The organism is Planktotalea sp., from assembly GCF_050633725.1.
Lineage (GTDB): Bacteria > Pseudomonadota > Alphaproteobacteria > Rhodobacterales > Rhodobacteraceae > Planktotalea.
Genome location: NZ_JBOEHB010000002.1, coordinates 54,056 through 73,560 on the forward strand (window position 1 = coordinate 54,056; position 19,505 = coordinate 73,560).

The 19,505-nt window shown below is 53.1% G+C and carries 21 protein-coding genes; 4 read left to right on the top strand and 17 right to left on the bottom strand.

Translation table 11 applies throughout. The annotated features are described in order from the left end of the window. Positions 1 to 11: 11 nt before the first annotated feature. The 3 genes from nusA to pip form a co-directional block, all read right to left on the bottom strand. The gene (gene nusA / locus ACRBCU_RS02440; protein WP_431363774.1) at positions 12 to 1,622 is read right to left on the bottom strand and encodes a transcription termination factor NusA; all 1,611 of its coding nucleotides are present in this window, start codon (positions 1,620 to 1,622) and stop codon (positions 12 to 14) included. Between the two features lie 2 nt (positions 1,623 to 1,624). Next, positions 1,625 to 2,206 carry a ribosome maturation factor RimP gene (gene rimP / locus ACRBCU_RS02445; RefSeq protein ID WP_431363775.1) on the bottom strand — a complete coding sequence of 194 codons (582 nt, stop codon included), beginning with the start codon at positions 2,204 to 2,206 and terminating at the stop codon, positions 1,625 to 1,627. 317 nt (positions 2,207 to 2,523) lie between these two features. Continuing rightward, on the bottom strand, positions 2,524 to 3,501 hold the full coding sequence (gene pip / locus ACRBCU_RS02450) for a prolyl aminopeptidase (protein WP_431363998.1): 978 nt from the start codon (positions 3,499 to 3,501) through the stop codon (positions 2,524 to 2,526). A 58-nt stretch (positions 3,502 to 3,559) separates the two neighbouring features. On the opposite strand from pip, the gene ubiG reads away from it, so the two are divergent. Continuing rightward, a complete protein-coding gene (gene ubiG, locus ACRBCU_RS02455) occupies positions 3,560 to 4,306 on the top strand; it encodes a bifunctional 2-polyprenyl-6-hydroxyphenol methylase/3-demethylubiquinol 3-O-methyltransferase UbiG (protein ID WP_431363776.1) in 747 nt (248 codons plus the stop codon). Positions 4,307 to 4,308: 2 nt separating this feature from the next. Here the strand turns inward: ubiG and ACRBCU_RS02460 are convergent, their stop codons facing one another. Genes ACRBCU_RS02460 through ACRBCU_RS02475 form a run of 4 tightly spaced genes read right to left on the bottom strand, consistent with a single transcriptional unit; the run spans position 4,309 to position 6,608 of the window. Further along, positions 4,309 to 4,743 carry a MarR family winged helix-turn-helix transcriptional regulator gene (locus ACRBCU_RS02460; protein ID WP_431363777.1) on the bottom strand — a complete coding sequence of 145 codons (435 nt, stop codon included), beginning with the start codon at positions 4,741 to 4,743 and terminating at the stop codon, positions 4,309 to 4,311. Beyond that, positions 4,743 to 5,573 carry a carbon-nitrogen hydrolase family protein gene (locus ACRBCU_RS02465; RefSeq protein ID WP_431363778.1) on the bottom strand — a complete coding sequence of 277 codons (831 nt, stop codon included), beginning with the start codon at positions 5,571 to 5,573 and terminating at the stop codon, positions 4,743 to 4,745. The genes ACRBCU_RS02460 and ACRBCU_RS02465 overlap by 1 nt, the downstream gene beginning before the upstream one ends. After that, positions 5,573 to 5,830: a glutaredoxin 3 gene (grxC, locus tag ACRBCU_RS02470; protein WP_431363779.1), complete on the bottom strand. Its 258-nt coding sequence runs from the start codon at positions 5,828 to 5,830 to the stop codon at positions 5,573 to 5,575. The genes ACRBCU_RS02465 and grxC overlap by 1 nt, the downstream gene beginning before the upstream one ends. A 34-nt stretch (positions 5,831 to 5,864) precedes the next feature. Continuing rightward, complete coding sequence (locus ACRBCU_RS02475; RefSeq protein ID WP_431363780.1) at positions 5,865 to 6,608, bottom strand: ComF family protein; 744 nt, start codon at positions 6,606 to 6,608, stop codon at positions 5,865 to 5,867. Between ACRBCU_RS02475 and ACRBCU_RS02480 the strand changes: the two genes are divergently transcribed. Together ACRBCU_RS02480 and hemH are read left to right on the top strand one after the other, a co-directional pair. After that, positions 6,609 to 7,406, top strand: coding sequence for an SAM-dependent methyltransferase (locus ACRBCU_RS02480; RefSeq protein WP_431363781.1), 798 nt, complete (start codon positions 6,609 to 6,611; stop codon positions 7,404 to 7,406). A gap of 57 nt (positions 7,407 to 7,463) precedes the next feature. Next, positions 7,464 to 8,528, top strand: coding sequence for a ferrochelatase (hemH, locus tag ACRBCU_RS02485; RefSeq protein WP_431363782.1), 1,065 nt, complete (start codon positions 7,464 to 7,466; stop codon positions 8,526 to 8,528). 173 nt (positions 8,529 to 8,701) lie between these two features. Here the strand turns inward: hemH and ACRBCU_RS02490 are convergent, their stop codons facing one another. Beyond that, a complete protein-coding gene (locus ACRBCU_RS02490) occupies positions 8,702 to 8,887 on the bottom strand; it encodes a hypothetical protein (RefSeq protein ID WP_431363783.1) in 186 nt (61 codons plus the stop codon). 147 nt (positions 8,888 to 9,034) lie between these two features. Then, positions 9,035 to 9,646 (bottom strand): L,D-transpeptidase, encoded by a 612-nt coding sequence (locus ACRBCU_RS02495; RefSeq protein WP_431363784.1) that lies wholly within the window; start codon positions 9,644 to 9,646, stop codon positions 9,035 to 9,037. A gap of 165 nt (positions 9,647 to 9,811) precedes the next feature. On the opposite strand from ACRBCU_RS02495, the gene ACRBCU_RS02500 reads away from it, so the two are divergent. Further along, positions 9,812 to 10,354: a CAP domain-containing protein gene (locus ACRBCU_RS02500; RefSeq protein WP_431363785.1), complete on the top strand. Its 543-nt coding sequence runs from the start codon at positions 9,812 to 9,814 to the stop codon at positions 10,352 to 10,354. On the opposite strand, the gene ACRBCU_RS02505 is transcribed toward ACRBCU_RS02500, so the two are convergent. The 8 genes from ACRBCU_RS02505 to ACRBCU_RS02540 all read right to left on the bottom strand — a co-directional run bounded on the left by ACRBCU_RS02505 (position 10,355) and on the right by ACRBCU_RS02540 (position 19,495). Continuing rightward, positions 10,355 to 10,849, bottom strand: a complete 495-nt coding sequence (locus ACRBCU_RS02505; RefSeq protein ID WP_431363786.1) for a L,D-transpeptidase family protein — start codon at positions 10,847 to 10,849, stop codon at positions 10,355 to 10,357. It lies immediately after the preceding gene. A gap of 81 nt (positions 10,850 to 10,930) precedes the next feature. Next, positions 10,931 to 11,719: an ion transporter gene (locus ACRBCU_RS02510; protein WP_431363787.1), complete on the bottom strand. Its 789-nt coding sequence runs from the start codon at positions 11,717 to 11,719 to the stop codon at positions 10,931 to 10,933. Between the two features lie 19 nt (positions 11,720 to 11,738). Next, positions 11,739 to 12,965: a class I SAM-dependent RNA methyltransferase gene (locus tag ACRBCU_RS02515; RefSeq protein ID WP_431363788.1), complete on the bottom strand. Its 1,227-nt coding sequence runs from the start codon at positions 12,963 to 12,965 to the stop codon at positions 11,739 to 11,741. Between the two features lie 15 nt (positions 12,966 to 12,980). After that, positions 12,981 to 14,819: an ABC transporter ATP-binding protein gene (locus ACRBCU_RS02520; RefSeq protein WP_431363789.1), complete on the bottom strand. Its 1,839-nt coding sequence runs from the start codon at positions 14,817 to 14,819 to the stop codon at positions 12,981 to 12,983. Beyond that, complete coding sequence (locus tag ACRBCU_RS02525) at positions 14,816 to 16,651, bottom strand: ABC transporter ATP-binding protein (protein WP_431363790.1); 1,836 nt, start codon at positions 16,649 to 16,651, stop codon at positions 14,816 to 14,818. The genes ACRBCU_RS02520 and ACRBCU_RS02525 overlap by 4 nt, the downstream gene beginning before the upstream one ends. Positions 16,652 to 16,783: 132 nt before the next feature. After that, complete coding sequence (locus ACRBCU_RS02530) at positions 16,784 to 17,929, bottom strand: CCA tRNA nucleotidyltransferase (RefSeq protein ID WP_431363791.1); 1,146 nt, start codon at positions 17,927 to 17,929, stop codon at positions 16,784 to 16,786. Continuing rightward, positions 17,926 to 18,525: a CoA pyrophosphatase gene (locus tag ACRBCU_RS02535; RefSeq protein ID WP_431363792.1), complete on the bottom strand. Its 600-nt coding sequence runs from the start codon at positions 18,523 to 18,525 to the stop codon at positions 17,926 to 17,928. The genes ACRBCU_RS02530 and ACRBCU_RS02535 overlap by 4 nt, the downstream gene beginning before the upstream one ends. Next, positions 18,518 to 19,495: an Hsp33 family molecular chaperone HslO gene (locus ACRBCU_RS02540; protein WP_431363793.1), complete on the bottom strand. Its 978-nt coding sequence runs from the start codon at positions 19,493 to 19,495 to the stop codon at positions 18,518 to 18,520. The genes ACRBCU_RS02535 and ACRBCU_RS02540 overlap by 8 nt, the downstream gene beginning before the upstream one ends. Positions 19,496 to 19,505: the final 10 nt, after the last annotated feature.

The window sequence follows — 19,505 nt, forward strand, 5'->3', positions numbered from 1 at the left end:
GAGGCCTGAGATCAGACCTCAGCCTCCTCGGTGGCGTCTTCGTCGTCGTGAGCTGCTTCGAGTTCAGCAGGATCAACCCAACCGAGCAGAACACGGGCTGTCATAATCATGCTTTGGGCTTCCTCAAGCTCCATACCGAATTGCTCTAGCAGACCGTCGTCTTTAACGCGCTCGCCATCAACAGTCGTCCAGCCGCCAGCCAACTCCCAGTCAGCACAGGTTGCGAAGTCCTCTAGCGTTTTGACGCCGTCAGCCGCCAACACTTCCGCCATTTGCGCTGTGATGCCGTCAAATTCGATCAGGCTGTCCTCTGCGCCAAGCTCACGGGCTTTTGCAAGTGCAGCTGCGGCTTTTGCTTCCAGATGCTCACGTGCACGGGTCTGCAATTCGCCAGCTGTATCTTCATCAACACCGTCGATGACCAACAATTCGTCAACTTCAACGTAAGCAACCTCTTCAAGGTTGGTGAAGCCTTCGGACACAAGGAGTTGAGCGAAGAATTCGTCAACATCCAGCGCGTCCATGAAGAGTTTCGTGCGCAGCTCGAACTCGGCCTGACGGCGCTTGCTCTCCTCTTCCTCGGTCATGATGTCGATGTCGAGAGCGGTCAACTGAGACGCCAAACGCACGTTCTGACCACGACGGCCAATCGCGAGAGAAAGCTGCTCGTCTGGAACAACAACTTCGATCTTGCCCGCTTCTTCGTCCAGAACAACCTTGGACACTTCCGCTGGCTGCAATGCGTTCACGAGGAACGTTGGCTGATCTTCATTCCAAGGGATGATGTCGATCTTTTCGCCCTGAAGCTCGTTCACAACAGCCTGAACACGAGAGCCACGCATACCAACGCAGGCACCGACGGGATCAATAGAACCGTCATGTGAAATCACGGCGATCTTTGCACGGGAACCCGGATCACGCGCGACAGCTTTGATATCAATGATGCCGTCATAAATCTCGGGCACTTCCATCTTGAACAGCTCAGCCATGAATTCAGGCGCTGTACGAGAGAGAAAAATCTGAGGACCGCGCGCTTCGCGGCGCACATCTTTGATGTAGCAGCGGATACGATCATTCGGGCGATAGCTTTCGCGGCCGATTTTCTCGTTACGGCGCAGGATGCCCTCGCCGCGACCTACGTCAACGATCACGTTGCCGTATTCTTCACGTTTCACAACACCATTGATAATCGTGCCTGCACGATCCTGGAACTCTTCGAACTGGCGATCGCGCTCAGCTTCGCGAACCTTCTGCAAGATAACCTGCTTCGCCGATTGGGCAGCAATACGGCCCATTTCGACTGGCGGAACTTCTTCAGTGAACGTCGCGCCAACCTCTGGGTCAGCCATGTACTGCTTGGCCTGCTCAACAGTGAACTCGGCCTGATAATTCTCTAGCTCGTCATCCTCAACAACTGTGCGCACACGTGTGAATGTCGCGCGGCCCGTCTTGCGGTCGATAGACACGCGAATGTCCATTTCAGCGCCGTAGCGAGACTTCGCAGCGCGCGCGAGGCTTTCTTCCATGGCCTCGATTACAAGACCCGGATCAATCATCTTTTCGCGCGCGACCGCTTCGGCGGTTTGCAGCAGCTCAAGCTGGTTTGCTGAGGTAATAGCCATGGTTACTTCTCCTCTGACAACGGCGTATCGTCCGTTTCAATTTCGTCAAATTCATCTTCGTTAACATCGCCAGCCGCTTTGCGCTGGCGTAGCATTTCTGTGATCAACTCATCCGTGAGAACCAGCTTGGCATCGCTGAGCCAATCAAAGTTCAGACCGATCGTGCCTTCTTCGACGTTAATCAAAACATCGTCACCCTCAACGCCAGCCAGCTCACCCTTAAAGCGGCGGCGACCGTCGATCAGCTCTGTCGTTTCGATCTTGGCCTCATAGCCTTCAAACGTCTCGAAATCCTTGAGGCGGGTCAAAGGGCGATCAATTCCTGGGCTGGAAACTTCCAGCGTATATTCGTCCACGATCGGGTCTTCGACATCGAGCGTCGCGCCAACAGCCGTGCTGATCTCGGCGCATTGATCAACCTCGATACCGCCCTCGGGGCGTTCGGCCATAATCTGCAATGTCGTGGACTTGCCAGACATCAGGCGCACGCGCACCAATTCATACCCGAGATCTTCGATCACAGGCGTGATAATCTCGGCAAGGCGCTGGTCGATGGCAGCTTTGGCAATCAAATCGTTGTTCATATCTCATCCAGCCTACGTCTAGGCACAAAAAAACGGGCGCGCGGCCCGTTGATCGTTCTCGGTGGAGCGTTTGGTTTGGACCCAGCCGCGCCGCTGTTACGAGCCATATAGACAAGCATTACTGAGTCCGCAAGGCCAGATGTTAGAGAGTTATGGCTGGCAGTTTAGACACGCTTTCAAGTTAGCGACGAAACTAGAGTTGAATCCCTATCTCCCCATGGGATACTTGATCGACAGGAAATGCACTTTATGCGTGCAATTCTCGTTTGCTAGTGATCCGTTCTCAGTAGGGGCCGCCTGATTTCAGGCGGTCCTCATTATTTATATCGTTGCGCAATTTCATCCATCGCACCGACCAATTCCGCACTGATTCCGGGTTCACTCAAAGCATGACCAGCATCCCGCACCATTCTCAGCTCGGCATTCGGGCATGCTTGCGCCACTTCAAATGCGGATCGGGGAGGACAAATCATATCGTACCGCCCCTGAACTATCACTGCTGGAATATGCGCAATGCGTCTAACGTTTTCCAAAATCTGGCCATCTGATTCCAAGAACCCTCCATGCACGAAATAGTGGTTCTCAAGTCGCGCAAACGCGCGCGCATATTCGCCGGGCGCGTCACCGCTTTGTCCATTCGAAGCGACAGAAGCCAGCGCATTTTCCCATTTCGACCACGCCTTGCCAAAGCGCACTTCGGTTGCGTGATCTCCACCAAACAGCCGTCGGTGATAGGCACCGATCATGTCATCGCGCTCCGCTTCTGGGATGGGGCTCACAAACTCTTGCCAAGCTTCCGGCCAAAACTGCCCAGCGCCACCACCATAAAACCACTCAAGTTCTCGCTGCATCATCAAAAAGACACCGCGCAAAACCAACTGCGCGACGCGCTCTGGATGGGTTTGAGCGTAAATCAGCGAAAGTGTTGCGCCCCAGCTTCCGCCAAAAACAATGAATTTTTCAATGTCCAAGACTTCGCGAATACGTTCGATGTCAGCAACAAGATCCCAAGTCGTATTGTTCTCAACACTTGCGTAGGGGCGTGAACGCCCACAGCCACGCTGATCAAACAACACAACACGATAAACCTTTGGATCAAAATAGCGCCGCATCGACGGGCTACAGCCCCCACCCGGGCCACCATGTAAAACGATCACAGGTATCCCATTCGGGTTACCACATTGCTCAACATAGATCGTATGACCACCCGGCATATCCATCATCCGTTGATCAAAGGGATCAATTTGCGGGTAAAGATAATGTACCGCGCTCTTTTGGCCTGAGATTTTATCCATATCCATCCTATATACCCCTTAGGGCTAGTCGCGCCCAATTGAGCATACGGAGACAGGAATGCAAACCGCACAAACCACAGTTGACCCCGCTGAGGTCGCAAAGTTTGAAGCTATGGCCGCTGAATGGTGGGATCCCAAGGGCAAGTTCAAACCCCTTCATATGCTTAATCCCTGCCGTTTGGATTACATCACCCGTCAAATCGCCGGCGAGTTTGATCGCGACCTCACAGCACCCGAACCGTTCAAGGGTCTGCGCATACTTGATATTGGCTGCGGTGGCGGCTTGCTCTCTGAGCCAATGGCGCGCCTTGGCGCAACTGTCGTTGGCGCGGATGCAGCATCAGGCAACATTCCCGTGGCGCAAATCCATGCTGAACAATCTGGCCTGACAATTGATTACCGCAACACCACTGCCGAAGCGATGGCGGAAGCTGGAGAGCAGTTTGATGTCGTCATAAACATGGAAGTTGTCGAACACGTCGCCGACCCGCTGGCGTATCTCACTGCATGCCAGCAACTATTGAAACCTGCAGGCTTGCATCTTTGCTCAACCATCAATCGCAACCCAAAGAGCTATGCAGTTGCTATTGTTGGCGCCGAAGTGATCATGCGCTGGCTCCCGAAGGGAACACATGAATGGAACAAGTTCATTACGCCTGATGAGCTGTATGATCTGCTTGAGAAATCTGGCGTAACGCCCGTTGATCGCAAAGGGTTTGTATTCAATCCAGTGCTTTGGAGCTGGAGCATCTCAGATCGAGATCTGAGTGTGAACTACGTCACCGCAAGTACGAAACCTGCGTAACGTTATTCAAGCTTAAGGCGGAGTTCGCGAATAATCGGCAGCACGGTTCGTATCTTGTCGCTGCCCATATCGCTAACGATGCCTGCGATCACGGGCTCCATGCCAACAAGCGCTGCGTCACGCGCGGCGCGCCCTGCTGGACTAAGCGAAACGAGCTTGCGCCGCGCATCATCCCAGTCAGGGCGGATATGAATATACCCTGCCCACTCTAACTTGCCGAGCGTGTTGGTCATCGCTCCACGCGTCAGGTGCATGCTTTTGGCCAATTGCGCAGGTGTGCGTTCGCCAGATTGGCTTGCGAGCTGATTGAGCACAGAGAAATGTGAAATCTCCATTCCTTTTGGCAAGACGCGCCCAAGCCGCGTACGCAGCAATTGATCCGTTGTCAGAATTTCACTGAGCAACATCACAGCGAGGGCGTTTGCCTCATCAATCATTACGGACCTTCAAACTTACGATCGTGGCCAAGCGCCGCAATCTTCCCCCGTGCTTTTGCCACTTCATTGCGATCGATTTCAACTAAGACCGTGCCAACATCTGTGCCGCCATCCCCCAAAATCTCTCCCCACGGAGAAATTGCCAAAGAATGCCCAAAAGTTTTGCGTGGTTTGCCAACGCTCGCCTCATGAAGCCCCGTCTGCGCAGGCGCAAGAACATAGCACCCCGTCTCAATCGCGCGCGCGCGTAGCAAAGTTTCCCAATGCGCCGCCCCCGTGACATAGGAAAACGCCGCAGGTACCGTCAAAATCTCCGCGCCAGCCTTGGCCAATGCGCGATAAAGATAGGCAAAGCGCACATCGTAGCAAATACTCAGCCCCAATGTTGCGAACGGCGTTTGTGCCACAACCGCCCTATTTCCCGGGCGATACCCATCAGATTCGCGATAGGTTTCTTCCTTGGTGACATCCACATCAAACATATGGATCTTGTCGTAGCGCGCGGTGACTAAGCCATCAGGACCGATCAAAACAGATCGGTTGGCGAAACGTCCGTCCGCATCCTCGGTCTTAAGCGCAAGCGAGCCGATTAGCAGATGAATTCCAAGCTCTGCCGCCAAAGCCCTATAAGCTGCCAGCGAAATATCCGCCGCTTCATGCTGCAAAACGGCATTTTGATGAGAACGGCTAGAAGACAGGCAATTGCTTACTTCTGGCGTAAGCACGAAACCAGCGCCGTCGTTTACGGCACCCCGTATCTGCGCCGAAATCCGCGCGAGGTTCTCGCGCGGATCATCGCTAGACGTTGTTTGAATTAGCGCCGCTAACATCAAGCAGCCAGCATTGCATCTAACTTGCCCGCGCGCTCGAGCGCATGCAATTCATCACATCCGCCAACATGTTCGTCGCCGATAAATATCTGTGGAACCGTGCGCCCCCCATTCGCGCGCTGAATCATCTCAGCCTTGCGTGTCGGATGCACAAGAACATCCACTTCCGAATAGTTTACGCCTTTGGATTTCAGCAAGCGTTTAGCTGCGTGGCAAAAGCCGCAAAGCGGCGAAGTGTAGATCTCTACTTGTTTCATGGGTTTTGGTCTTTCTTGTCAGATTAACCACAAGTTAATCATCCTTTGCCACGCGCGCTAGGGTAACAACGCAAACCTCACTCGCTTGTGCATTTATGCAAGCCTCTGTGCAGGCCGCGAGAGTTGCTCCTGAGGTCATTACATCATCAACCAGCAAAACAGATCGCCCCTCTATCCTCTGTTTGCGTTTGGGATTGGGGGAAATTGCGTCGGAAACCTCGCGAAACCGCTCGTCTCGTGATTTTCCGTCCAATGAAGCCGTTGAACGAGTCCGCAATAGCAAATCAGCGCAATAGGATATGTTCAGCTCCCTTGCCATAGCCTGAGCGATCAGTCCCGATTGGTTGTAGCGTCGCTGGATCATGCGCGACCAATGCAGTGGCACAGGGGCAATCACCATGTTCTCCCGCAGAATATCCTGCGACGCGCGCGCCATCCAGCGCGCAACAGGGCGCACAATGTCGTGGCGATCCCCGTGTTTCAGTCCCAAAACCAGCGCCCGCGCGCGATCTTTATACAAAAGCGCCGATCGCCCCTGCGACCATGGGCGCGCGACTCGCAGGCATTCGTCGCACCTGTCACCGCTCTGAACATCACCGCGCAAAGGAACGCCGCAAGCATCACAAACAGCGCCAGAAATGAACGCAGTATCGCGCCAACAAGGGCCACAAAGCCCGTCATCGCTTGCAACGCGCGCTCGGCAAGACAAACACTCTGGCGGAAAAACCGCATGGATGAGGGTTTGAAACCCAGCGCTGCGCGCAATAAGAGAGGGCATATGCAAACTCCACCACTCTTGACAGATCGCTCTGCACTGATCCGCAACCGCGCCCGCGCCTGCGACAACTTCCTGCGCGATATTGCTCAGGAAGAGTGCCTTGATCGCCTGAGTCTGGTTAACAGGACGTTTACAAACCCCTTGCTCATTGGACCCGCGCCAGCATTTCTTGAAAAGGCCAAGATGGTCGCGGATTCCGAAACTCTTGATGTTACCCAACAAGAGCATGATCTCGCGATTCACTTCATGGCATTGCACTGGGCCAACGATCCGGTTGGCCAAATCATCCAAAGCACGCGCGCACTTCGTCCAGACGGGTTGTTCCAAGCGGTTTGTCTTGGCGGACAAACCTTGCACGAATTGCGCGCCTCCCTTGCCCAAGCCGAAAGCGAAATTACGGGCGGTCTTTCACCGCGCATCGCCCCTATGGGTGAAATCCGCGACCTTGGCGCATTGCTCCAACGCGCGGGTCTTGCTCTCCCCGTCGCTGACAGCGTGACAATCAAAACCAGCTACACCAGTGCCTTTCACTTGATGCACGATCTTCGCAAGTTTGGCGAAACCAATGCACTCAATGCGCGCTTACGCCACCCGACGAAACGCTCTGTATTCGAGCGCTGTGCGGAAATTTATATGGAAAACTTTGCTGAAAACGGCAAAATCATCGCCACCTTCGAGTTTCTGTTTCTCTCAGGATGGGCACCGTCAGCAAGCCAACCCAAACCTTTGCGGCCCGGTTCTGCGACAACCCGCCTCGCTGAAGCACTAAAAACCCAAGAAACGCCTCTGCGCGATTGACCTATCTCAAATTCTGCATATCTCATCACAACGCCAATCCAAACAGAGCGAGCCAACATGCCAGATGCAACGATCCCCGCGATCTGCCCAGCCCATGCGCCAAGCGATCACCCGAAGATTCCAGCGCCAAAAGTCGGTGTTTTGCTCTCCAATCTAGGAACGCCAGATAACACCGATTACTGGTCCATGCGTCGCTATCTCAATGAATTCCTCTCGGATCGTCGCGTGATCGACTATTCACCTTGGAAATGGCAACCGCTGCTACAGCTGATTATCCTGACCAAGCGTCCCTTCACCTCAGGCGCTGCTTATCGCACGATCTGGAACAACGAAGCGGACGAAAGTCCACTGATGACCATCACCAAACAGCAAACAGCTGCGATCACCGAAAGCATGAAGGCCCGCTATGGCGACAATGTCATGGTTGACTTCTGCATGCGCTATGGCAACCCATCCACCAAGAGCAAAGTGCGTGCGATGATCGATGCGGGTTGCACCAAAATCCTGTTTGTCCCGCTCTACCCACAATATGCAGGCGCGACGTCAGCAACGGCGAATGATCAGTTCTTTCGAGTGCTGATGGAAGAGAAATGGCAACCCGCCAGCCGAACGATCGAGCCCTATTTCGAACACCCGCAATATATCGAAGCGCTCGCGCAGTCCGTTGAGCGCGCCTATGAGGCGGCCGACAAAAAGCCAGATATTCTTGTATGTTCTTATCACGGTCTGCCACAGCGCTACTTGCAAGAAGGCGATCCATATCACTGCCAGTGCCAAAAAACGACGCGCCTGCTGAAAGAACGTCTTGGATGGCCTGACACAGCTATAACCACAACCTTCCAATCTCAGTTCGGACCGGAAGAGTGGCTCAAGCCTTATACAGTCGACGAAGTGGCTCGTCTCGCAAGCGAAGATGGCAAGAAAAATATAGCTGTCATCGCGCCCGCTTTTTCAGCCGACTGCATCGAAACGCTTGAAGAGATCAATGAGGAAATCAAAGAGAGCTTTGAAGAAGCGGGTGGTGAGCACTTCACCTATATCCCATGTCTCAACGATGATCCCGCACATATCTCAGCGCTTTCATCTGTGATCCAAGAGAACTTGAAAGGTTGGCTGGACTAACCCCCCAGACCTTCCTCTTTCCAGAAATATCCCCGCCGGAGGCAATCCGCATGTCTTTTAAGACATGCCAAACCTGTGTGCGCATAGCGCACTCAATTAGGAAACGGTTCGCAAAATAGAAAAAGGCGGCACCGAAGCACCGCCTTTCGAAACTTTAGCTTCTAAGCGTAAGCTTAGCTAGCTGCAGCTGCTGCAACTACTGCAAGAATGAGCAGTGGAACCAGGATGCCGGAAGAAGAAGAGCCAGCTGCTGCTTCTTCAACGATGATTGGAGCTTCCATTACTGGTGCAGCCATGTTGCCAGCGAAGGCAGTGGAAGCAGCAACAGACAGAGCAGCGGCAAGTGCGATTTTTTTCATAGTACTATCCTCTAGAAATTTGCCTATTGCCCATTTTATAGACAACAAGCACCCAAGACTTAAACCTCGTAACCCGTTCTAAACAGGTATTATCGCGGAATGCAAACCCATCTTTTCACGGTAAGACTCAAGATCGCCCCAATGTCGTCAAATAAGCAACACTTGTGTGCCTACTTTGGCGAAGCTGAACAGCTCAGCGATATGCTCGTTGTAAAGGCCAATACACCCATTGGATGAGCGACGACCAATTTTGCGTGTATCATGCGTGCCGTGAATGCGATAATATGTCCAACTCAGATACAATGCATGTGTTCCAAGTGGATTATCTGGCCCTGCAGGAACAAAGTCTGGCCACTCCGGATTGCGCTTTTTCATCGACGGAGTTGGGCGCCATGTAGGACCTTCAACTTTGCGAACAATTTTAGTGCGACCCTTTTTCGTCAGGTCAGGTGTTAAAGGAACGGACGACGGGTACAATTTGTAGGTCGCACCGTCTGCGGACCAATAGTGCAAAGCGCGACTCGAGATATCGACAAGAATCGCCCCGTTGTTCAAATTCGTGAAATATGGGCGCCAATCCAGCGTGCGAAAGCTGGAAATATTCCGGCGCACCGCTTGGCTGATGTCTTGTTCGATCTCAACAGTGCCCGTGCTCGGTTGCCCTGCTTGCTGCGCAATTGCAGGTGCCGCGAGCAAAGATGCGCCCGCCGCACCGATAAAACTACGTCGATCCAGCACACTCTTTTGGTTGCCACTCATCTTACTCTCCAATTTAGACCTACGTCTTTTCGGGCTTACGTTAGTGCGCGAAAGCCTCACTCGCAATTCAAACGCACGTGTTTGTGCGATTCAAAACCGATTGTGGGTTTGAATCGCAACGCATTGAAGAGTAGTCCTAAGCAAATTCAGTTGGGGTACTATACTATGAAGCGCATCGGTTTTCTTCTTGTTTCGGCAACACTCGCCCTATCTGCCTGTGGCGGATCGCAACAAACAACCATTGCGCCTGACGGAAAACCATTACCCAAAGTCTACCGTATCGGTTCTGGCGATTCATCGAAAATCCAGTTCCGGATGCTCGACTCGATCAACTCTCTGCGTCAGGCCTCTGGTGCAGCACCACTTCAGCTTGATGCAAAACTAAATGCTGCCGCGGCGACCCATTCACGGGACATGTCGATTCAAAACCGTCCTTGGCATTTTGGCTCCGACGGCTCCTCGCCAATTGATCGCGTGCGCCGCGTCGGATATTTCGGCCAACTCAAGGGCGAGAATATTTCTGAAACCTATGAATCAGAACTAGAGACACTCGGTGCATGGATGGAAGACCCAAGCACACGCAATGTGATCATGGACAAAACAGCCACCCATATGGGCTTTTCCTACTTCCAAGAGCAATCGGGTAAAATCTGGTGGACCTTGGTTACTGGCGCACCAACAGGAAGCCTTCAGCTCGCAGCGAACTAATCACGGATAAATAGAGATAGGCGTGCCATTTTTTACCATGGCATAGATCCGTTCCATTTCCTTGTTGGTTACCGCGATACAACCTGCCGTCCAGTCACGTCCGCCGCTCGCGTAGATGCTGGGGCGTCCGTGAATAAAGATATCTCCACCCGGGCTAACCCCTGCCGCGCGCGCTTTGGCTACGTCTTGGGCATTGGGGTAATCAATCCCAAGCGAGAGATGAAACTTTGAATTCGGGTTGCGCCGATCAATGATGTACTCACCTTCGGGCGTACGTCCGTCACCTTCTTCACGTTTGTGCTCATAGGGTGCAAAGCCCAGTCCGATATCGTAACTGCGCAACGCTTTGCCTTTATGCATCAAGTGCATTTTGCGTTGACCCTTGTAGACAATCACTCGGGTTACGCGTGGGCCGTTGTATCGCTTAAATTTGCTCGCACAGGCTGTCAGCACGAACGCTGATGCTGCCGAAAGAAGAAAAATACGTCTTTTCATTGAAAATCTGCCCTGAAAAATACTGCGCTTTATAGTTGCACTCTTCTTAAACCTTATCGGGCATCTCTCAAACGACTTTCGTCACTCGTGCCGGTTTTGTGACTTGGCAGCGTCCTGCAGCAGCGCCTCGATCGCATTCAATCGCTCCAACACATCGTCGCGATAGGCATCCGTGCGCTGAACATCTTCTTCTTGGTGCGCGTCTTGCATCGAGTTCACAATCAAACCAACCAACAAGTTTACGACAGCAAACGTCGTTACCAAAATGAAGGGGACAAAGAACGCCCAAGCATAGGGGTAGGCTTCCATCACAGGGCGCACGATGCCCATCGACCAGCTTTCCAATGTCATGATCTGGAACAACGTATATCCCGATTGCCCAAGCGAGCCGAACCACTGAGGAAAGGTCGCTCCGAACAGCTTTGTTGCCATCACAGCGCCGATGTAAAAGATGATCGACATCAGCAAGAACACACTGCCCATTCCGGGCAACGCGGTGATGAAACCCTCTACAACGCGGCGAAGACGGGGTGCGGCAGACACAACACGCAAGACCCTCAAGATACGCAACGCTCGCAAAACAGAGAACGCGCCCGCAGAAGGCACAAGCGCAATGCCAACAATCACAAAGTCAAACACATTCCAGCCATCGCGGAAAAACCGACCACCACGAGCAAAGAGCTTTGCGACAATTTCAACCACAAAGATCGCGAGGCAAAGTGTATCAATCGCAGAAATCAGCCCGCCTATTCGGCCCATCACTTGCTCTGACGTTTCTAGACCCAGCACCACGGCGTTCAGAACAATAACGCCGATGATGAAATTCTGGGTAAGCGGCTTTTCAAGCCAAGCGTTGATCGTTTTCTGCATGTGAAGTCCCAGCTAAATCTCAGCCCTGCATATGTGCGCGCGCGAACTTCGCTGCAAGCTCTACATGCGGTGACCAACGAAATTGATCCACGACCTGCACCCATTCTAGGCAAAATCCAGTGTCTATTAGCGTTTTGGCGTCCCGTGCGAATGTCACCGGGTTGCAGGAGACATAAGCAATCTCACTCAAAGCACTTTGGGTGATTTCTGCGATTTGCGCCTCTGCACCAGCACGTGGTGGATCAAGAACCGCAAAATCAAAGTGCTTTAATTCGTCTGGCATTAACGGTCGACGGAACAAATCGCGCGCAACGGCTTGGACCTTCTTTAGTCCGCTCGCTTTGCGCCAACCTGCATCCAACGCCTGCGTCATGGCCTTGTCGCCCTCGACACCTAACATTTCAGAGCGCTCTGCGAGCGGCAAAGTAAACGTGCCGCAACCTGCAAACAGATCAACGCCGCGCGCACCGCTGACAGCTTCCATCACTGCATTTGTCAGAACGTCCTGCCCATGATGGGTCGCTTGCAGGAAGGCACCGGGCGGCGGAGTAACGCGCGCGCTGCCAAACCGCTGAAACGGAGGATTGCGCATGCCGATGACCTCATCGTCCCACGTCAATCGCGCGAGTTGGTGCTTTTCCACCAATCCTGACAGCCCAAGCGTCAATTCGCGATCCAGCGGTTTGCCGCCTTTCACAAACACATCCAACCCAACTTCAGACGTCGTAACAGTCACGGCCATCTCACCCTTGCGAGAACCGCCGATCAACGCCAAATCATCGAGCAAAGGCGCGACCAACAACAGATCTTTCTGAACAAGTTGACAGTCAGGCACAGCGATTACCGTGTCAGATCCGCGTGAATGAAACCCCCAAAGCGCGCCTTTCTTGGTGCGCCGGACTGCAAATGTAGCGCGGCGGCGGCTTTGCGCAGGCGACGTTTCGATCGGGCGCAACTCAGTCTTGATCCCATGTGCCTCAAGCGCACTTTGAACAATCTGCTGCTTGTAGTCCGCTACAAAGGGTTCAGCCGCATGTTGCAGCGAACACCCGCCACAGCTTTTGTAATGCTTGCAAACGGGTGAAACACGCGTTTCGGAAGGTTCGATGATCTTCACATCACTCAAACGATCCCCATTGCGAATGCCATGCACGCGCTCACCTGGCAAAGTGCGCGGCGCAAAAACAGGACCAACGGCGATCCCGTCGCCTTGATGCCCTAAACGTTCAATCAGAAATTCTTCCATACCCGCGCTAGTGCCTTATTTCGAAGCAGAACGCACGTCGATAAACCCGCCAGACTGTCGATTCCAATACCGCGCATAAAGCCCGTCTTTGCTCAAGAGGCTATCATGGGTGCCATCCTCAACAATGCGCCCTTGGTCCAAAACAATGATGCGGTCCATCTGCGAAAGCGTCGAAAGTCGGTGCGCAATCGCAAGCACTGTCTTTCCCTCCATCGCTCGCTCTAGCGCACTTTGGATCGACGCCTCGACTTCGCTATCAAGCGCGCTGGTTGCTTCGTCCAGCACGAGGATCGGTGCGTCCTTCAAAATGGCACGCGCTAGGGCAATGCGTTGACGTTGACCGCCCGAAAGCTTTACGCCCCGTTCACCCAAATGCGCATCATATCCCGCGCGCTGTTTGCCGTCCCGCAAGTCAGCGATAAATCCATGCGCCTCTGCTTGCTCAGCGGCATGGATCATTTCGGCCTCACTTGCACCATGACGCCCATAGAGAATGTTCTCGCGTGCAGAGCGATTGAACATGGCAGTTTCTTGCGTAACCATACCGATCGACTGCCGTAGCGATGTTTGCGTTACGTCTTGCAAGGGTTGATCGTCTATCAAAATGCGACCCTGTTCCGCCTCATAGAGTCTAAGTAGAAGCGAAACCAAAGTGGATTTCCCCGCACCCGACCCGCCAACAATGCCGATCTTTTCACCCGCTCTGATGTTCAAACTCAGATCAGACACACCGCCCAGCGCATTGCCATATTGGAAACTAACGTTGTCAAACTGGATTGCACCATTTGGCACCGCCAATTCGTGTGCATCCGCACTATCCTCTACTCTGACAGGTGCCGCTAATGTGTTCATTCCGTCTTCGATCTCGCCAATATTCGAATAGATCGCCATCAGCGTAAACGACACCCAGCCCGTCATTTGCGCAATGCGGATCGATACTGCACCAGCGGCTACAATATCACCTGGCGTTGCTTGTCCCAGCTGCCAAAAATAGACCGCTGAGCCCATCAATAGCACCGGCAGGATACCCGCAATCACCATTAGGCAAAATCGAAACCCAGCTGCGAGCCAACCATAGTGCAACGACTGCGCGCGAAACTTGGCCATGGCGTCTAGCGCAACTTCATCTTCATGCACGTCATGGGCAAAAAGTTTAACTGTTTTAATATTGGTAATCGTATCGACCAACTGCCCTGACACAACGGCCCGCGCATTCGCTCTCGTCGCCGCGCGCACACGAATGCGGGGAAGGAACCAAGCAATCAGCGCAAAATAGAAGACCAACCAAATCAGGAAGAACCCGGCAACTCGCCAATCAATTGCGCCCAACAGTGCGAAGCTACCGAGCAAAGACGCTAGGGCAAACGCCACAACATTGATCGTTTCCGACACAACATCGGTCACCGCACGCGCCGTTTGCATCTGTTTTTGCGCAATGCGCCCGGCAAAATCATCATCGAAAAACGTGACGGATTGCCCAAGCGACCAACGGTGCAAACGCGACTGAACCAGCGTTGCAATATTAGGCATCACAACAATATGGTTTGCACCAGACGACAGCGCAAACATCACAGGCCGCGCGACGATGAAGAAGCCAATGGCAAAAAGAGCCATTGTAATATTAACGGGCGTATAGAAATTCTCCGAACCCGTCGCGACCACCGCATCAACAACCAGCCCAAGAATTAGCGCAGTTCCCGCCTCCATCGCGCCAGCGCCAGCGGACAATAGCGCTGCCAAAATCAACATTGGCCAAGCGCTGGACAAGCACCAGCCTATGAATGCCTTCAGCGTTTTGGGTGGCGGACCATCCGAAGGGCGAAACGCCTCAATCCAGTTTTCAATTTTCTTCATGTGTCCTCGGCATTCAAAAATCCGCCAGATTGACGCGCCCAGAACTCGGCGTATAGCCCCTGCCCAGCTAATAGTTCATCGTGGCTTCCATCTTCAACGATCTGCCCGTGATCAAGCACCAAAATGCGGTCCATCTGAGCAATGGTCGACAGTCGATGCGCAATAGCGATCACAGTTTTCCCTGTCATCATCCCATAGAGCGTACTTTGAATTGCGGCTTCCACCTCGCTATCAAGCGCGCTCGTAGCCTCATCGAGCAACAAGATCGGCGCGTCCTTTAGCATCACCCTAGCCAGCGTAATGCGTTGGCGCTGACCACCTGACAACTTCACCCCGCGTTCACCAACCCGCGCATCATATCCACTTCGCCCTTCGGCGTCCGAAAGGCCCAGAATAAAATCATGCGCTTCCGCTTTTTTCGCTGCGGCGATGATGTCGGCCTCACTCGCATCGGGTCGACCATAAGCGATGTTCTCTTTTACTGAACGATGCAGAAGCGAGCTATCCTGTTGCACCATTCCGATTTGCGCGCGAAGGCTGTCTTGTGTGACTTTAGAAATATCCTGCCCATCAATCAGAATGCGGCCCCCATCAGCATCGTAAAAACGCAGAAGCAACTTAACCAACGTACTTTTCCCGGCGCCTGATCGCCCGACTAGTCCGATCTTTTGGCCCGGCTCAATTTGCAAGGAAACAGTGTCTAAACCTCCTGTTTGTCTCCCATAGTGATGGCTAAGCTTGTCTATTTCGATCAACCCGCTTCGAAATTCCAGCGCTTTGGCTTCCTGTGTATCGACCAATGTAATCGGCTGCGCTATCGTCTGCATGCCCTCCTTCACAACGCCAAGCTGGCGGAAGAAACTGGTAAGCGCCCACATGATCCAAGCGGTCATCGCATTCAACCGCAGCGCCAGCGCTGTGGTCGCTGCAACCACGCCAACAGAAGCCTCTCCTAGCATCCAAAGCCAAACAGCACCGCCAACAATACCGATTATCAACACGCCATTTAGCATGACTAAAGTCACATCCATTACTGTGAAGATGCGCATTTCGATCTGGAACGTGTGGCGCGCTTCCTCGATCGCTTCTTGGGCATAGTCCATTTCTTGTGACCCATGACTAAACATCTTGACGGAATGAATGTTTGTGTATGCATCAACAACACGGCCAGTCACGTTTGAACGCGCATCGGACGCAGCTTGTGACGCAGGTCCAACCCGTTTGATCGTCCACATCACCAAAGCGCCGTAGAGACTAAGCCACACAATCAAGGGAAGCGCCAAACGCGGGTCAGCTTGCGCAAGCAAAAGAGCCGAGCCAACAACATAAGCAAGCGAAAAAGTGATCGCATCGAACACCTGAAACACCGCCTCGCCCGCAGCGGGCGGCGTTTGCATAATCCGGTTCGCAATACGCCCAGCGAAATCGTTTTCAAACCAACCCACCGATTGCCGCAGTACATGTTTGTGCGCGCGCCAGCGAATTAGCGTTCCAAAATTCGGTAAAATCGTGTTGTTCAGCAAAGCGACATCAATGCCTTGCAAAATTGGTCGCACGAACAGAATGAACAGTCCGACAACAATGAATTCGACTTTGTACGTTTGCCAAACTTGCGCGGGATCTCCCTGTAGAATGTCGATGACACGCCCCATGTAGGAGATCAGCCAAATTTCTACAAAAGCGACGACAACCGACATAATGCCAGCCAACCAGAAGACCCGTTTAAACGGCTGAGAATAAGCCTTCATGAACGGCCAAAGTTTTTGCGGCGGCGTATCCGTTTCTGGAAAACTCACATAGGGATCAACAAGGCGTTCGAAAAAGCGAAACATTGCAATCAGCTTTCGTTAAAGGGTCAGGCGATGACCATGAGCGAAAAAGCTGCCAAGGCCAAGGTCATGACGCCCAAGTTAACAAAAGAGGCGTATTTCACATTTCAAAAGCTGGGACCGACAGCGCGCGCTTCAGTCCAAAAGATCACCGCGCGAAAGCGTGAATTCTGACTTGATCCAAGCTGCTTCCAGTTCTTTCAAACGCGCGCCCAGCGCGCGCCCCGACAAATCAGGCAGGTCAGCGGCCTTGATGGGAAACTGCGCAGCATCCCCTTTTTTCACGTTTGAAATGTCTCGTGCCGAAACAGGCTGTTCCAAAATCGCGCTGCGTAGAACCAACACATCTAGCGCCAGATTTGCGCCATGCAGATAGCCAAGGTGGCCTGCTGAGTTCATTGATCCGATTTCATCGCGCAAAATCGCCCAGCGTTTTTTATCCGCTTTGCTTAGACGCATCTCATCGGCATTCTGAGTGCCGACCAAAGCGCTAAGACGTCGAACAGGGTCCGGCGCTAGCCCAAGCGATTGTTCATAATGAGCTAGCGGCGCCAAAGCTCTGTCATCAGCGCCAATCAAAACTTTCGCCAAAACACCTGCACTTCGCATCGCTGCAATGGCGGGTGAAGGATCGGGCGCCGTCAGCAGCTTCATCAACTCTGTATCCACGCGTTCGCGAGACAATTGATCCAAGCCATCCAAATTGGCAGCGACCGAGGCCAAGCCTTCCGCATCTATTCCCAATGCGGAATTGCCATACCAAGCTGTAAACCGAAAGAAACGCAAGCTGCGCAAATAGTCTTCCTGAATGCGCGTGTCCGCATTGCCGATGAATCGAACGTGGCGGGCATTTAGGTCTGCAAGACCACCCAAAGGATCAATCACGTCACCATTGGCCTGCGCATAGATTGCGTTCATGGTGAAATCACGCCGCGCCGCATCATGTGCGACACTCTTGGAAAAACGCACTTTCGCATGACGGCCATCAGTTTCAACATCATCGCGAAAAGTCGTAATTTCGTGGGCGATACCGCCAGACACAACGGTGATTGTACCATGCTCAAGACCTGTGGGGATCGCGCGCAAACCCGCATCCTTAGCGCAGCGCATCGTATCTTCTGGCAAAGCGTCCGTTGCAATATCTATGTCAGTGACAGCAACGCCAAGGAGCGCGTTGCGCACACAGCCGCCAACAAACAACGCTTGGAACCCTTGAGAGGTTAGCGCGTGACACACAGCTTGCGTCGCAGCATCCTCTATCCATGGGCCCTGAACCCTCACTTTTTCGCCACCGCATCGGCAAACACGCGCAGCATCCTCGCAGTGGCACCCCAAATATAGTAGGGGCCATAGGGTATGGTGTAATAATACCGCCTTGAACGAAGCCAGCGCCGTGACTGAATTTGAAAGGCACTGTCGAGAGTCAAGAAATCAAGCGGTACGGTAAACACTTCTGCTACCTCTCCCTTTTCGGGGAGGGCAGTAAATTCACCTGTCACCACGCCAACAATCGGAGTGACGGAAAAGCCCGTCACGGTCTCATGTGTCGGTAACTTTCCTAAAATTTCCACCTGCGTTCGTGAAAGCCCGATTTCCTCTTCTGCTTCACGCAGCGCCGTATCGCTCAAAGACAAATCAGTGCTATCTTGCTTACCCCCTGGAAAAGCAATTTGCCCCGGATGATGCTTAAGCGCGCTGGATCGCATGGTAAGGATTACATGCCAATCATCGCCTTTTTGAATAAGCGCAATAAGAACAGCAGCAGCGCGCAAACGCCGCCCCTCTGGCAGTGCAATTTCAGGGTTTAGATCATAGTCGGACGAAGGCGCGCGCGCCTCCGTCAGCTTTTCTTTGATACGCTTAATTTCGTTAAGCATTTGCCTCAAATCCTACGGTTGCAGGATCGAGGTCGTAATGAGCACCGCAGAACTGACAATCCGCAGTTACGCGCCCCTCGTCTATCGTCATTTTCTCAATGTCTTTTGCCGAATAAATCGAAAGACTTTGGCGCACGCGATCTTCAGAGCAAGTGCAACCAAATCGAACAGGTTGCGCATCATAAACGCGCGGTGCTTCTTCATTGAAAAGGCGCAGCAATAAAACATCGGGCGAAATGCTAGGCCCGATGAGCTCCAACTCTTCTACCGTATCAAGCAGGACATTGGCACGCGTCCAGTTTTCGCCATCGTCACCATCAGCGGCCACATCCTGCGCTGTGAGCAAGCCGTCCGCACCAGTCGCCTCCGGAGCAACAGATGGCGACGCCTTGGGCATATGCTGAAGCATAACACCGCCTGCCCGCCAATGTGGCTCGCCATCTTCTGTGGAAACGCCAAAACTTAACTCAAACCGCGTCGGAATTTGCTCTGACTGCGCAAAATACGCCTCTGCGCAGGACCGAAGAGATCCACCTGCAATAGGGGTAATGCCCTGATAAGGCTTCGTACCTTCGCCCTGATCAATCATCACTGCGAAATAGCCGTCTCCGATCTGATCAAACGGCGCCGCGTCAGTAATTCGATCCGCATCAAAGCTGGCGTAGGCCCTTATACGAGCCGGCTCACCCTCCTCCGTTGGACCATAATAGTCCGTCGCGATCATACGAACCGCGCCTTTTGACTGCACCTGCAGCGAAAGCTTCCAGCGCAGCTTGATCGTCTGCCCGATCAATGCCGTCAGCAGAGCCATTTCAGCCACCAAAGCTTCAACAGCTGGGGGATAGTTGTGTTGTGCAAGAATACCGTCAAGCACGCCATCAAGGCGTGCAACACGGCCACGGATATCGGACGCATCCAATTGGAACGGCAGGACTGAATCGTCCCAAGTAATTTTCTGGCCTAGTGACATGGGGTTTCCT